Consider the following 14,900-nt stretch of genomic DNA (forward strand, 5'->3'; position numbering starts at 1 on the left):
GGGCGGAGTGGGCGCCCGCCGGGCGTCGTGGTGCGCCCATGGGCCGGTCAGCGTCCGCCGGGCGACGACCAGCAGCACCAGCCAGGCGGCACCGGCCGCCGACGCGGTGAGGAGCGCCGGGCCGCCGATCGCCAGCACCGCCTCGACCGGATGCGCGACCGGCCGCAGCCCCGGCAGCCACGAGGCGGCGAGCAGCGAGACCGCCGATGAGACCGGTGCCGCCGGCGCGGCGGGCCGAGCGGCCCGAGGCGGCCCGCACCCGCGACAACCCAGCCGTGCCGCGGCCCTCCCGGCCCGCGGCCGAACCGATTCCGTTCCACCTGACAAGGAGAGACCGATGAGAGTGCTGCTACTGGGTGCCAGCGGGTACCTGGGGCGGTTCATCGCCGACCGGCTGCTGGCCGACCCGGCGGTCCACCTGACCGCCCTCGGGCGGGGGGACGACGCCGACGTCCGGTTCGACCTCGCGACCGGCAGCCCCGGCGCGCTGACCCGCTTCCTGGACGCCGTGCACCCCTCCGTCGTCGTCAACTGCGCGGGGGCGATCCGCGGCACCGCGCGCGAGCTGACCCGGCACAACACCGTCGCCGCCGCGACCGTCTGCGAGGCGATGCGTCGCAGCCGCTGCGGCGCGCGGCTGGTGCACGTCGGCTGCGCCGCCGAGTACGGCCCCTCGCAGCCCGGCTCCACCACGGCCGAGGACGCGCAGCCCAGGCCCGGCGGCCCGTACGGCGTCAGCAAGCTCGCCGCGAGCGAGCTGGTGCTGGGGTCCGGGCTGGACGCCATCGTGCTGCGGGTGTTCTCGCCCACCGGACCGGGCACCCCGGCCGGGTCGCCGCTGGGCCGGCTGGCGGACTCGCTGCGCCGCGCGCTCCAGCACGGCGACAACGAGCTGAAGCTCAGCGGGCTGGCGGTGCAGCGGGACTTCGTGGACGTCCGCGACGTCTCGCGCGCGGTGCACGCCGCGACGCTCTCCGCCGCGCAGGGCGTCGTCAACATCGGCTCCGGCCAGGCGGTGCGGCTGCGGGACGCGGCGGTCGCGCTGGCGCGGATCTCCGGGTACACCGGGGCGCTGCACGAGCTGGACGGCCCGCCGCCCGGCCACGTCCCGTCCCCCCGGGCCGGCGACCACCCGCAGCAGCCGCAGCACGTGCCGTACCCCGACGGCTGCGGCATCTGGCAGCAGGCGGACGTCCGCACCGCCCGCGACCGGCTGGGCTGGCGGTCCCGCATCGCCCTGGAGGAGTCGCTGGCGGACATCTGGATGGAGGCGGCATGCCGGATGTGACGCTGCCTCGCGTCACCGGGATCCTCGCCACGCAGCCGGTCGTCCGGCCGCCGACCGGCGCCGGCCTGGTGGCGCCCGGGTTCGCGCACCCGATGGTGGCGCCGCTGGAGTGGGCGGAGCTGGCGCGCTCCGACATCCCCGTCCGGTGGGCGGTGCTGGACGTGGCGAACGGCCCGGGGCTGCGCCCCGACCGGTTCGCCGCCTCCGCGTGCGCGGCGCTGCGGGTCAGGGGCAGGACGGTCCTCGGCAGGCTGGCGCTGGGCGGGGGCACCCGCCGGCCGGCCGAGGTACTGGCTGACGCCGAACGGCACCTCTCCTGGTACCGGGTCCAGGGGTTCCACCTGGCGGAGGTCCCCTCCTCGCCGGAGGGGCTCGACGCGGTGCGGCGGGTCACCCGTGCGCTGCGCGGCCTCGCGCCGGGGGCGCGGATCGTGCTGGACCACGGGCGGCACCCGTACGAGGGGTACGCCGAGCTGGGCGACCAGCTGGTGACCTTCCGCGGCCGGTGGCGCGACTACCGCTGGTCGCAGGTGCCGGGCTGGACGGCGCGGTACCCGGCGGAGCGGTTCTGCCACGCGGTCTGCGAGGTGCCGCCGACCCGGCTGGCGGAGGCGCTGCGCGTCGCCCGGTGGCAGGGCGCGGCGACGTACTACCTCACCGACCGCAGCGCGCGGCACGGCGGCGACCCGTGGTCGTCGCTGCCCGGCTTCTGGGACGCGCTCGTCTCATGCGTCGGGACGGCGGTCTCGGAATGAGATCGGCCGTGGCAGTGTTGTGGACAGTGTTCATGGCGTGATGACGTCCGTGACGTGGCGGGCGGGCCGTGCCGCGCGGGGGAGATCCCGGGCGGCACGGGCCGTCCGCGCCCTGACCGCCGTCCACCCCGACCAACGGAGATCCCGTGTCGCTGCCCCCCCTGGTCGAGCCGGCCGCCGAGCTCACCGTCGACGAGGTCCGCAGGTACTCCCGCCACCTGATCATCCCGGACGTGGGGATGGAGGGTCAGAAGCGGCTGAAGAACGCGCGCGTGCTCTGCGTCGGCGCCGGCGGTCTCGGTTCGCCGGCCCTGATGTACCTGGCCGCCGCCGGTGTCGGCACGCTCGGCATCATCGAGTTCGACGAGGTGGACGAGTCCAACCTCCAGCGCCAGATCATCCACAGCCAGTCCGACATCGGGCGTCCCAAGGCGGTCTCCGCCAAGGAGACCGTCCAGGGCATCAACCCGCTGACCCGGGTGAACATCCACGAGGAGCGGCTCGACTCCTCCAACGTGATGGAGCTGTTCGCCGACTACGACCTGATCGTCGACGGCACCGACAACTTCGCCACGCGCTACCTGGTCAACGACGCCTGCGTGCTGCTGGGCAAGCCGTACGTCTGGGGCTCGATCTACCGGTTCGACGGCCAGGCCTCGGTGTTCTGGGCCGAGCACGGGCCCTGCTACCGCTGCCTCTACCCCGAGCCCCCGCCGCCGGGCATGGTGCCCTCCTGCGCCGAGGGCGGCGTGCTGGGTGTGCTCTGCGCGTCCATCGGCTCGATTCAGGTCAACGAGGCGATCAAGCTTCTCGCGGGGATCGGTGAGCCGCTGCTCGGCCGCCTGATGATCTACGACGCCCTGGAGATGACGTACCGGCAGGTGAAGGTCCGCAAGGACCCCGACTGCGCGGTCTGCGGCGAGAACCCCACGGTCACCGAGCTGATCGACTACGAGGCGTTCTGCGGCGTCGTCTCCGACGAGGCGCAGGCCGCGGCGGCCGACTCCACGATCACGCCCCGGCAGCTCAAGGAGTGGATGGACGGCGGCGAGAAGATCGACGTCATCGACGTCCGCGAGCCCAACGAGTACGAGATCGTCTCCATCCCCGGTGCGCGGCTGGTGCCCAAGAACGAGTTCCTGATGGGCACCGCCCTGCAGGACCTGCCGCAGGACCGCCGGATCGTGCTGCACTGCAAGACGGGTGTGCGCTCCGCCGAGGTCCTCGCGGTGCTGAAGAACGCGGGCTTCGGCGACGCGGTCCACGTCGGCGGCGGCGTCATCGGCTGGGTCAACCAGATCGAGCCGGGCAAGCCGGTCTACTGACCACCGGTCCGCCGCCCGGCGGACCCCGACAGAGCCCACGGGCCTCCGAGCGTTCGGAAGCCGTGGGCTTCTGCCGTCGCCGGCCGGGGCCGGTCGTCACCGGTCGACCCGGGCGGGCGGGGCCGGCCTCGGCGACGGGTGCCCGACGGGCGGCGGCGGATCGGCCGGCGGCGCCTCGTCGCCGGGGCATCGCCTCATGCCGGGGGGACGGGCGCGAGGGGCAGCTCCTCCCGGTGGAGCCAGGTGAACGTGCGGTCCGGTTCGAGGTGGGCCTCTCCCCAGTGGATCGCGTGGACGCCGTTCTCGACATCGGCGGTGAAGAACACGCAGACGAGCCTCGTCGCTGCCCCCAACTCCTCGAACGCCTCCCGCAGCCCCAGGTACGTCTCGGTCGCCACGTCCTCGTCGATCTCGAACAGGCCGTCCGGCGACTGCGGCCCGTGCGCCCGGAAGAGGCGGCGGCGGGTGGGGGAGACGTTGGCGGGCAACCGGGCCCGGTCCAGGGGCCTCGGGCCGTCGCCGTACCGGAACGGGAAGAGGGCGTGGTCGTTGATCACCGCGTACTCGTAGCCGCGGACATCCCTGACGTGCTCGTCCAGCTCCCGCGCCAGCTCCGCCAGGTTCTCGCGGACCACCCCGGCGAGGGCGACGCCGTACGGGCTCCGCTTCTTCAGCCCCGCCGCGAGGTGTGCCGCACGGGCCTTGGCGTGCGCCTCGGCCACCCGCACCGGAACCGCCTCGACGAGCGCGCCGGCACGCCGCCCGAACCGCTCGACAGCCCAGGCTGACGGCCCCACCGCACGACGACCCGACATGGACACCCCCTTTGCGACCACCCTGTCCCCACCTGTGTGTCACGCACACGCAGGGGACACAAGACGGCGATCGAGCCAGGGGGTCGACTCCGCGCCATCGCCGTACCGGGGCGCGGTCGGCACGGGCGCACGGTCCACGGGGCGCCCCGCAAGCCGGCCCCGCGCCCAGGTGCCCCCCGGGAGGCCGCGGTGTCCCGAGGGGCGGACAGGTCGTCCGCCCCTCGGGACCGCGGGTCGGCTTCCGGGCCGCAGGGCGGCCCGCACCGTCCGGTCAGCCGCAGACGAGGCCGTTCTGCGGGACCATCCCCGAGAGCAGGTACTCCTCGACGGCGTCGTCGATGCACGCGTCCTTGCCGTACGCGCCGTGCCCCTCGCCGTCGAAGGTGATCAGGACACCGACGCCGTCGCCCAGTTCGCGCTGCATCCGCTCGGCGCCCTCGTAGGGGGTGGCGGGGTCGCCCGTGGTGCCGATGAGCAGCATCTCGGAGGCCCCCTCCGCCGAGACCTCCGGCTTCTCGCGCTCGCCGTCGGTGGGCCAGCCCTCGCACCCGGCCAGCGACCACAGCAGGTAGGGGCCGAAGACCGGCGAGGCCTCCTCGAACGCGGAGCGGTTCTCCTCGACGGACTCCGGGTCGCGCTGCCCGGTGGTGTCCGCGCAGGTGATGGCGGCCTGCGCGTCGCGCTGGTTGCTGTACCGCCCCTCCTCGTCGCGCTCGTTGTAGGCGTCGGCGAAGAGCAGCAGCAGCTCACCGTCGCCCTCCAGCGCCTCCATCAGCCCGACGGTGAGGTACTCCCAGGTCTCCTGGTCGTAGAGGGCGGCGACGATGCCGAGCACCGCGAGCTGCTCGGTCAGCACCCGGTCGCCTCCGGTCTCCAACGGCTCCTCGGCCACCTCTGCCAGGAAGTCCGCCAGCAGGGCGCTTCCCTCCGCGCCGCCGCGACCGGTGGGGCAGTCCTCGCCGTACTGGTCCGCGCAGTCGGCCATGAAGTTCTCCAGCGCCAGCTGGAAGCCGCGCACCTGGCCGAGGCTGCCGTCCACGAAGTCCGCGGTGGGGTCGACCACCGCGTCCAGCACGGCGCGCCCGACCTGCTCGGGGAAGAGGTTGGCGTAGACGCCGCCGAGTTCGGTGCCGTAGGAGATGCCGAAGTAGTGGAGGCGGCTGTCCCCGAGGACGTGCCGCATCAGGTCCATGTCGCGGGCGGTGTTGGTGGTGGTGAGGTGCGGCAGCACCTCGCCCGAGTTCGCCTCGCAGGCGGCGACGTACTCGGCGGAGAGCTCCGCGTACTGGGCCGCCTCCTCCTCGGTGCGGGGGAGCGCGCCGTTCTCCTGCTCCTGCCGGTCGGTCTCCTCGCCGTCCAGGCACCGCACTCCGGCGCTCTCGCCGACACCGCGCGGGTCGAAGCTGACCAGGTCGTACCCCTCGCGCAGCGCCTCGTACTGCTCGCCGAGCAGCGGGAGGGTGAACACCCCGGAGCCGCCGGGGCCGCCGAAGTTGTAGATGAGGGAGCCCTGGCGGGCGTCGCCCTCGGCGGTGCTGGCGGCGCGGATCAACGCGATGCCGATCGTCTCGCCGTCCGGCTCGTCGTAGTCCAGCGGCACGGTCAGCGTCGCGCACTGCCAGGGGGTGCCGTCGTCGAGTTCGCCCGGCGCCTCGCCCCCGCCCTGGGCGACGGTCGGGGCCTCGCAGGGGTCCCAGCTCAGCCGCTGCTGCGAGATGGCGTCCGGGACGCCCGGGTAGGCGCGGGCCGCAGGGGTGGACTCCTCGCTGGGGCGGCTCTCCTCGTCCTCCCCGCGCTGCTCCGAACCGCCGCCGCCGGAACACGCCGAGAGCAGCATGACGCCGCTGAGCAGCGCGGCGCCGACCGTCAGGGCGCGGTGGCGCCCGCCTTGTGAAGTGGGATGACCCATCGTGCTCTCCCCCGGCCCGCGGGCCGTGCGCTCGTGTCGTGTGCGTCGGTTGATGGGCGCGCGGGCTCGCGCGCGGGAACGTCCCCGGAGGGCGGGCGTCAGCTGCACACCGTGCCGTCCGCCGGGGTGGTGCCGGTGAGCAGGTGGGCGTCGACCGCGGCCGTGACGCACGGGTTGCCGGAGGTGTAGGCGCCGTGGCCCTCGCCGTCGAGCGTCAGCAGCGCGGCGGTGCCCTCGCCGAGCGCCTCCCGCATCCGCTCCGCGCCGTGGTACGGCGTCGCCGGGTCGCCGGTGACCGCCACCAGCAGGATGGTGCGGTCGGCGCCGTCCACGGCGACCTCCGGCTGGTCCTGCCCCGAGACGACGGGCCAGCCCGCGCAGCCGAGCAACTCCCAGACCAGGAACCTGCCGAGGACCGGGGACGCCTCCTCGAACGCCGCCCGCTGCTCCCGCACGGTGGCGAGATCCGGACGGGAGGCGAAGTCGGCGCAGTTGACGGCCACGTTCGCATCGTGGAGGTTGCGGTAACCGCCCTGCTGGTTCCGGCCGTTGTACCGGTCCGCCGCGGCGAGCAGCAGATCGCCGCGGCCCTCGGCGTGCGCCTCGTGCAGGGCGCGCGTCAGCCGGGGCCAGGCGCCCTCGGAGTAGAGCGAGCCCATGACACCGGTGACGGCGAGGTTCTGCGTCAGCAGCCGACCGCCGGCGGTCGGCAGCGGCCGGTCGGCCAGGGAGTCGAGGAGGTCGCCGAGGAAGAGCCGCGCCTCGGCGAGGTCGTTCCCCGCCGGGCACGCGCCGCCGGCGACACAGTCGGTGAGGTAGGCGTCCAGCGCCTGCTGGAACCCCGCCGTCTGCCCCAGCGCACGACCGACCACGTCGACCGTCGGGTCCACCACGGAGTCCAGCACCACGCGGCCCACCCGGTCGGGGAAGAGCGCCGCGTGGACGGCGCCGAGCTTGGTGCCGTAGGAGGCGCCGTAGTAGTGCAGGCGGTGCTCGCCCAGCACCTCCCGCAGCACGTCGAGATCGCGTGCGGTGTTGGCGGTGGTGAGGTGCGGCAGCAGCCCGCCTGCCTCCTGGGCGCAGCGCTCGGCGTGGGCGCGGCGCCCGTCGAGGTAGGACTCCTCACCCGCCGGGCCCGCCGCGGGGTCGGGGCGGGAGACCGCCTCCAGCATGGCGTCGCGCTGCTCCCCGGCGAAGCAGACCACTCCTTCGCTGTCCCCGACGCCCCGGGGGTCCAGGCTCACCAGGTCGAACGCGCCGGCCAGCGAGGTGAACCGCTGCTCCATGCGGGGCAGCGTCGCGACCCCGGAGCCGCCGGGGCCGCCGAAGTTCAGCACCAGTGAGCCGATGCGGCGGTCGCCCTCCGCCCGGGAGCGGACCAGCGCCAGTTGCATCGTCCGGCCGCCGGGGTCGGCGTAGTCGACGGGCACGGTCAGCTCGGCGCACTGCCAGGAGGCGCCGGGTGCGGCACCGCCGCCCTGCGCCTCGGTCGGGGCCCCGCAGGCGCCCCAGTCGGGCCGCTGGTCGACGATGCCGGCGGGGAGCGGGGGCAGGGGGGCGGACTCGGGCTCCGCCTCGGCACCGGGGAGCGGTCCGGCCTCGCCGGCGACGCTGGGGGAGGGCACCCCCGCTATCTCGGGCTCCTCGTCACCGCCGTCGTCGGCCGCGGCCGCGCAGGAGGTGAGCAGGCACAGGGCCGCGGTCACGGCAGCCGCCGCGCGCAGGGCGGCTCGCCGCCTGACAGTGCTCCGCGCGCTCATGGCCCCCCAAGGTCGCCCCGCCGGCCGGCCGTGGTCCGCCGGTCGGTGCCGTGTCGTCGGGTGCCTGCCGTGCTCCACCCGGGCGGCACCACCGTCAGGCTATCCGACGCCCCGAACGGGGTCCCCGTTCCGGTGGCGTGCCCGTGCCCCCGGGGTCTGCCGGGGGCACGGGCTGTCGGCGGGGCCGGCGGCGGCGCGGGTCAGCCGCAGGTGAGCCCCGACTCCGGCACCATGCCGTCCAGCAGGTACTCATCGACCGCGCGTTTCACGCAGCGGTCACCGGAGGTGTAGGCGCCGTGCCCCTCGCCCTCGTAGGTGACCTCCACCGCGACCCCCTCGCCCAGCGCCTCCCGCATGCGTGCGGTGCCCTCGTAGGGGGTGGCGGGGTCGCCGGTGGTGCCGACCAGCAGGATCTCGGCCGACCCCTCGGCCGACACGTCCGGGTGGGGCTCGGAGCCGGTCACGGGCCAGTCGGTGCAGCCGAGCAGTGCCCACGCCATGCCGCTGCCGAAGACGGGCGACGCCTCCTCGAAGGTGTCGAGCCGGTCGCGGACGTCGTCGGCCGTGTACCGCGAGTCGGAGTCGGCACAGCGGATCGCGGTGAGGGAGGACTGGAGCGTCGAGTAGGTCCCGCCGCTGGACCTGCCGTTCATCGCGTCGCCCAGGAAGAGCAGCACGGAACCGTCGGGGTCGGTCTCGTCGGTCGCGTCGGCGAGGCCCTGCGAGAGGTACGGCCAGAAGTCCTGCGAGTAGAGGGCCTGCGCCATCCCGGACCAGGCCAGCGACCGCGTCAGCGGCCGTTCGGGGTCGCGGGTCGGCATCGGCTCCTCCGCCAGCCCGTCCAGCAGGTCCGCGAGCTGCTGCTCGGCCTCTTCGGGGGAGCCGGTCAGCGGGCAGTCGTCCTCCGACAGGCAGTCCTCCACATAGGCGCGCAGCGCGAGTTGGAAGCCGCGGGCCTGGCCGAGAGCACTCTGCTCGTCGTCCTGCGTCGGGTCGACCACCGCGTCGAAGACGGCGCGGCCGACCCGCTCGGGGAAGAGGTGCGCGTACACCCCGCCCAGCTGGGTGCCGTAGGAGACGCCGAAGTAGTGGAGCCGGCTGTCGCCGAGGACGTGCCGCATCAGGTCCATGTCGCGGGCGGTGTCGGCGGTGGTCAGGTGCGGCAGCAGATCGCCGGCGCCGTCCTCGCAGGCCGCGGCGAAGTCGGCCTGCCGGGTGAGGAGTTCCTCGGCACCTGCGGCCGTGTCCGGCGCGGTGTCGGCCGCGAAGTACGCGTCGAGCTCCTGGTCGTCCAGGCAGACCACGCCCTCGCTGTCGCCGACGCCGCGCGGGTCGAAGCTCACCAGGTCGTACCGCTTGTGGAGCGAGGCGTAGTCGTCGGAGAAGGCCGGCAGCGTCACGACGCCGGAGCCGCCGGGGCCGCCGAAGTTGAACAGCAGCGAGCCGATGCGGTCGCTCTCGTCGCCACCGGCCCGCGCACGGATCATGGCCACGGAGAGGGTGTCGCCCTCCGGGTCGTCGTAGTCCTGCGGCACGGTGAGCGTCGCGCACTCCCACTCGGTCCCGTCGCGCAGGTTCTCCGGCGCGGGCTGGTCGTCGCCCTGCCGCGCGTCCGGCCGGGGACAGCCGGACCAGTCCGGTTCCTGGTCGGTGAGGTCCGAGGGCAGTTCCGCGGTGTCCACGGGGCCCCGCGCCGGCCCGGCGCCCGTCACCGCACCGCCCGGCTCGGTGCCGCCGGAGCAGCCGGCGAGCAGGACCACGGCGGCGGTCAGCGCCACCGCCCCGCGACGGCGGGTGGGCGGTGCACCAGGTTCCACGGGCGACATCCGGTCACTCCCCTTCGCGACGACTGGGACGGCACCAGCCCAGCACCGCCCGCCGCCCGCCGCGACCGCTGCTCGCCGTCCGGGTGAGAGGCCGCCCCGCCGTCCGGGTGACCGGCGGCCCGGGCTGCGGCCCGCCGCGCGGCCGCGGCGTGGCTCAGCCGCGCCGGGCGAAGGCGCCCAGCCACCGGCCCCGCAGCCCGAACAGCACCGCCCCCGCGACGGCGAGCAGCAGCAGCGAGACGGCGGTCGCCCCCTCCGGGTCCTCCTGCATCAGCAGGTAGACCTGCAACGGCAGCGTCTGCGTGACCCCGGGGAGGTTGCCGGCGAACGTCAGCGTCGCGCCGAACTCGCCCAGCGCGCGGGCCCAGGTCAGCGCGGCCCCGGCGAGCAGCGAGGGCAGCACCATCGGCAGCGTGACGTACCGGAGGGTCTGGAGGGTCCCGGCCCCCATCGTGGCCGCCGCCTCCTCGTACCGGATGTCGAGCCCGGTCAGTGCGCCCTCCAGGGTGATCACCAGGAACGGCATCGAGATGAAGGTGGCGGCGACCACCGCGCCGGCGGTGGTGAACGGCAGGGTGATCCCCAGCATCCGCAGTTCCTCACCGACGAGCCCGGCGCGGCCGAACCCCTGGAGGAGCGCGACGCCCGCGACCGTCGGCGGCAGCACCATCGGCAGCAGCACCAGCGACCGCAGCAGCGCCTTGCCGCGGAGACTGCCGCGGGCCAGCACCCACGCCAGCGGAATGCCGAGGAGCAGTGACAGCACCAGCGCCCACCCCGACACCAGCAGCGACAGGCCGAGCGCCTGCGAGACCCGGGGACTCGCCAGGCGCTCGCCGAGGTCGCCCCAGGGCGCCCGCGTGACGATGCCGGCCAGCGGGACGGCGAGCAGCAGCACCGCGGCCGCGGCCGGCACGAGCAGCACCGGCGGGGTGCCGCGGGCCACCCGAGGCGTGGCCGAGCCGCGGCGCCACCGGCGCGGACGCCGCCGCACTGCCGAGCCGCGGCGCCCGCGCGGCGGCGGTCGGCCGGTCACGGGACGCGGAAGCCGGCCGCCGTGAACAGCTCGGCCGCCTCGGCGGAGCCCAGCCAGGCGACGAAGTCGGCCGCCGCCTCCGGGTGGGGCGCCTCGGTGAGCACCGCCGCGGGGTACTCGGCGAGGACGTTGCGCTCGGCGGGGAGCGGTACGGCCGTCACCCGGTCGCCGACCGAGGCGGCGTCGCTGGCGTAGACGATGCCCGCGTCGGCCTCGCCCAGCGCGACCTTGGTGAGGACGGAGCGCACGTTGGTCTCCAGCGACGCCGGGGCCACCTCGACGCCGGCGTCGGCGAGGACCTGCTCGCCGTAGCGGCCGACCGGCACCTCCGGGGCGGCGAGCACCACCGTCAGGTCGTCCCGCGCCAGGTCGGCCAGGTCCGCCACGCCCTCGGGGTTGCCGGAGGCCGTCACCAGCGTCAGCTCGTTGGTGGCGACGACCACCGGCTCACCGGTCCGGTCGGCGACGTCCGCCATCGTCGTGGTGTCGGCGGTGACCAGCACGTCCGCGGGCAGCCCCTCGCGGACCTGCGCCGCCAGCTCCTGTGAGCCGGCGAAGGAGAACCGCAGGTCGACGCCGTCGTGCGCCTGCTCGAAGAGCGGGGCGGCCTCCTCCAGCACGTCGGTGAGGGAGGCGGCGGCCAGCACGGTCACCTCCGCGCCGGCCTGCCCGTTCGCGCCGTCCGACCCGCCGTCGCCGTCCCCGCCGCCGCAGGCGGCCAGCGGCAGGACGAGCAGGGCGGCGCACAGCGCGGTGCGGAGCCGCCGGCGGGGGAGCGGGGTGGGGGCGGTCACGGGAGGTCCCTCCGGTCGATGTGCACGCTGGTCGCCTTGACCCGGGCGACGGCCTCGACGCCGACGGCCAGGCCGAGTTCCTCCACGGCCTCGCGGGTCAGCAGCGAGACCAGCCGGTGCGGGCCGGCCTGCACCTCCACCTGCGCGGCGACGTCCCCGAGCTTCACCTCGGTGACGATGCCGGGGAAGGCGTTGCGGGCGCTGGTGTACGGCTCGCCGCCGTCCTCCTCGCCCGGGTCGGCGGCCAGGGCGACCGCGAACGCCGCGAGGTCGACGCCGTCGATCAGCCGCTTGCCCGCCTGGTCGCGGGTGGTCGGCAGCCGGCCGGCGTCCGCCCAGCGCCGCACCGTGTCCGGGCTGACGCCGAGCAGCCGCGCCGCACGGCCGATGGAGTAGGAACGCATGTGCGGGATCGTACGGTCTACCAGCTCGCTGCTGCAAGGCGATCCCCGGTCATGGGCTCGCATCTGCGGCCTGCGGCGGTGGTGCTCGCGACCCGGTGGCGGTCGGGCGGCCGGGCTGCCGGCCGGACCCCGGGCGCGGCGCCGGACGTGCGACGGCCCCGACGGACCGAACCGTCGGGGCCGTGGAGCCGTGGAGCCGTGGGGCCGCGGGCTGTGGGGCCGGGTGGCGAGCGGCGGCCGGAGCCCCGGCCGCGCCGTCACCGGCCGTGGCGGCTCACAGCGCCTCCTCGCGGGTCAGCGCCGTGAACGCCAGCCACCCCGGCAGCACCGGCAGCCAGAAGGTCACCAGCCGGAAGAGCAGCACCGCGGCGCCCGCCGTCGCCGGGCTGAGCCCGAACGCCGTCAACCCCGCGATCAGCGTGAACTCCACCGCGCCGATACCGCCCGGGGTCGGCGCCGCCGAGCCCAGCGCGTTGCCGGCGAGGAAGACCACGGCCACCGTCGCGAAGCTCAGGTCGCCCCCGAACGCCTGCACCGAGGCGCTCAGGCACAGCACGAACGACAACGTCATCAGCACCATGCCGCCGATGCCGTTGAGCAGCTTCCGCGGCTGCTGCACCACGTCCAGCATCCGCGGCACCACCCCGGCGAACAGCACCGACACCCGCTCGTGGATCGCCTTCCGCAGCCCCGGAACCGCCGTCACGATCAGCGCCAGCACCGCCAGCGTCAGCACCACCGCGATCATCGTCGGCGAGGTCGGCACCGACGGCGTGTGCTGGCTGCCGGTGATGTAGCCGAAGACCACCAGCATCGCCACCGCCGAACCCAGCGAGAACAGCTGGTTGGCGCCGACGCTCGCCACCGCGTGGCCCGGTCTGATCCCGGCACGCTGCAGGTAGCGCGTGTTCAGCGCCACACCGCCGATCGCCGCCGGGGCCACCAGCTTCACGAAGGACCCGGCCAACTGCACCAGCACCGTCCGCAGGTACGGCACCCGCTCCGGCACGAACCCCAGCAGGCTCATCGCCGCCGCGAAGTACGTCAGCGAGGCGAAGACCAGCGCCACCAGCGCCCAGCCCCAGCTCGCCTGGTCCAGGATCTGCGCGAAGTCGATGTGCACCAGCTGCGTGACGAGGAAGTACGCCGCGAAGACCGCCGCGATCACCATCACCAGCGTCCGCGGCCGCACCCGCTCCAACCGCGCCGGCTCCACCGGTGCCTGCGGCCGGATCTGCAGCACCTGGCTGCGGATCTCCGACAGCAGGTCCGGCTCCTTCGCGTTGGCCAGCGCCTCCTCCATCACCTGCTTCTCGGCCTGCTTCGCCGCCCGCACCTGCTTGCGGTCCGCGCCCTCCGGCAGCGAACCGCCGGCCTCGCGGTAGTTCTTCGACGCCTCCAGCACCACCTGGCGCTCCCGCTGCGCCCGCTCCCGGCCGAGTTGCCGCAGCACCTGGCGCGTGCCGCGGCTCAGCGCGATCGGCTGCAGCAGCGGCAGCGAGTCGGCGACCGTGTCCGGGCCGAGCACCACCGACGCCGCGTTCACCGCCCGGCGCGCGCCGACCCGCAGCCCGAACGTCGTCAGCAGCTGTGCCACGTCCATGCGCAGCAGCAGCTCGCCCGCGGCGATCTCCCCGCCCCGCAGGTCCGTCAGGTACACCGCGCCGGCGTGGTCCACCAGCAGCGACCGCCCCACCAGCCGGCGGTGCGCGATGCGCCGCGACTGCAGCGCGCGCAGCTGCCGCCACGCCGACTCCATCAGCTCGTCGGTGATCTCGTCGTCGGGGACGGCGTCCAGGTCACGGCCCGGGGTGTGCTCGTAGATGAGCATCACCGCGTCCGGCCCCAGCTCGGCCGTCGCGATCAGCCGTGGCGAGTTGGCCCCCGCCGCTATGGCCGCGTATGCGAGCAGCGCCTCCTGCTCCAGCGCCTGCCGGAGCGAGGGCAGTGACCGCTGCTGGTGGATGCCGCGGAGCGCGAGCCGGCGCCACACCCGGTAGAAGAAGCCCCGGGCCTGCTGCTCCCGGTCGACGACGGTGACGTCCAGCGGCGGCCCGGACTCCAGCGTCACCAGGTAGCGGCGGCTCACCTCGCCGCGCTCGCTGCGGCGGTCCTCCGCCCGCAGCGCCGCCACCGGCAGGAACCCCACGTGCCGCAGCCCGGCCAGCAGTTGCTGGCCGGTGGGCCGCACGTTGGGCTGGCCCACCGCGTAGAGCGTCCCGTAGGCGACGGTCCAGCCGATCAGCACCGTCACCAGGATGGAGAACGGCGTCGTGTAGCCGGCGACCAGCACGGAGACCGCGTCGAGGATCAGCACCGCCCACATCAGCACCCGCCACCGCGGGCGGTGGGCCATGCCGACGGCCGTCATGTAGGCGATCACCGGGGCCAGATAGGCGTGCACCGCGTCGGTGGTGCCCATGCCGCCCGGGGAACGCGTCGTCAACGCGTCCTGCAGCTCCAGTGGCGCGAACCGCGCCACCCAGAGGCTGAACGACAGCGACACGCCGTGCGCCAGTACCGCCGCCAGCACCCCGTCGGCGATGCGCAGCCCGTCCCGCCGGATCAGCCGCTCGACGGCGAACGCCACCGGCACGATCAGCACCGCGATCGCCGAGATCATCCCGGCGAACTCGATCAGCAGCGGCGGTGCCGAACCGGCCGCGTCCCCGATGTCGGTCTCCAGGCCCTTCGTGGTGCCGATCGCGAAGGTCGCGATCGCCAGCACCACGGCGATGCCGAGCAGTCCGAGCAGCACCCGCACCAGGTCCGAGGGCCGGTGGACCCGGGCCGCGAGAATCGGCTCGTCCACCTCCAACTGCTCGCTGCCCAGCGGCTGCCGCGCAGCGCCGGAGGCGGGGTGAGCGTCCCGCTCAGCCCGCTGGTCGTGTGGTCGTGCCGACTCTTCGCCCCGTATCACCTGTCACCGCCGTGACGATACTGGCATGGGTGCCCGTATCCCGGGGCCGAACCCCCGCAACGGCCAGT

At 74.9% G+C, this 14,900-nt stretch carries 11 protein-coding genes; 3 read left to right on the top strand and 8 right to left on the bottom strand.

Translation table 11 applies throughout. The features are described 5' to 3' along the window. The first annotated feature begins 337 nt into the window (after positions 1–337). The 3 genes from HCN56_RS07565 (at position 338) to moeZ (ending at position 3,368) form a co-directional block, all read left to right on the top strand. Positions 338–1,288, top strand: coding sequence for an NAD-dependent epimerase/dehydratase family protein (locus tag HCN56_RS07565; RefSeq protein WP_167934806.1), 951 nt, complete (start codon positions 338–340; stop codon positions 1,286–1,288). Then, positions 1,276–2,043, top strand: a complete 768-nt coding sequence (locus tag HCN56_RS07570; RefSeq protein ID WP_167968723.1) for a spherulation-specific family 4 protein — start codon at positions 1,276–1,278, stop codon at positions 2,041–2,043. The genes HCN56_RS07565 and HCN56_RS07570 overlap by 13 nt, the downstream gene beginning before the upstream one ends. Positions 2,044–2,189: 146 nt before the next feature. Next, on the top strand, positions 2,190–3,368 hold the full coding sequence (gene moeZ / locus HCN56_RS07575) for an adenylyltransferase/sulfurtransferase MoeZ (protein WP_167968724.1): 1,179 nt from the start codon (positions 2,190–2,192) through the stop codon (positions 3,366–3,368). 194 nt (positions 3,369–3,562) lie between these two features. Here the strand turns inward: moeZ and HCN56_RS07580 are convergent, their stop codons facing one another. From HCN56_RS07580 to HCN56_RS07615, 8 genes are all read right to left on the bottom strand, one after another. Beyond that, positions 3,563–4,183 carry a hypothetical protein gene (locus HCN56_RS07580; protein WP_209312469.1) on the bottom strand — a complete coding sequence of 207 codons (621 nt, stop codon included), beginning with the start codon at positions 4,181–4,183 and terminating at the stop codon, positions 3,563–3,565. 271 nt (positions 4,184–4,454) lie between these two features. Continuing rightward, positions 4,455–6,092 (bottom strand): alpha/beta hydrolase, encoded by a 1,638-nt coding sequence (locus HCN56_RS07585; RefSeq protein WP_167968725.1) that lies wholly within the window; start codon positions 6,090–6,092, stop codon positions 4,455–4,457. A gap of 98 nt (positions 6,093–6,190) precedes the next feature. Next, on the bottom strand, positions 6,191–7,798 hold the full coding sequence (locus HCN56_RS07590; protein WP_312871113.1) for an alpha/beta hydrolase: 1,608 nt from the start codon (positions 7,796–7,798) through the stop codon (positions 6,191–6,193). Between the two features lie 254 nt (positions 7,799–8,052). Then, positions 8,053–9,678: an alpha/beta hydrolase gene (locus HCN56_RS07595; protein WP_167968727.1), complete on the bottom strand. Its 1,626-nt coding sequence runs from the start codon at positions 9,676–9,678 to the stop codon at positions 8,053–8,055. 154 nt (positions 9,679–9,832) lie between these two features. Continuing rightward, positions 9,833–10,624 (bottom strand): ABC transporter permease, encoded by a 792-nt coding sequence (locus tag HCN56_RS07600; RefSeq protein WP_167968728.1) that lies wholly within the window; start codon positions 10,622–10,624, stop codon positions 9,833–9,835. An 86-nt stretch (positions 10,625–10,710) separates the two neighbouring features. Continuing rightward, positions 10,711–11,508 (bottom strand): molybdate ABC transporter substrate-binding protein, encoded by a 798-nt coding sequence (gene modA / locus HCN56_RS07605; RefSeq protein ID WP_167968729.1) that lies wholly within the window; start codon positions 11,506–11,508, stop codon positions 10,711–10,713. Then, on the bottom strand, positions 11,505–11,912 hold the full coding sequence (locus tag HCN56_RS07610; RefSeq protein ID WP_167968730.1) for a TOBE domain-containing protein: 408 nt from the start codon (positions 11,910–11,912) through the stop codon (positions 11,505–11,507). Before HCN56_RS07610 ends, modA begins: the two co-directional genes overlap by 4 nt. Positions 11,913–12,186: 274 nt before the next feature. After that, positions 12,187–14,832: a lysylphosphatidylglycerol synthase transmembrane domain-containing protein gene (locus HCN56_RS07615; protein WP_167968731.1), complete on the bottom strand. Its 2,646-nt coding sequence runs from the start codon at positions 14,830–14,832 to the stop codon at positions 12,187–12,189. Positions 14,833–14,900: the final 68 nt, after the last annotated feature.

Source organism: Streptomyces lonarensis, assembly GCF_012033735.1.
Lineage (GTDB): Bacteria > Actinomycetota > Actinomycetes > Streptomycetales > Streptomycetaceae > Streptomyces > Streptomyces lonarensis.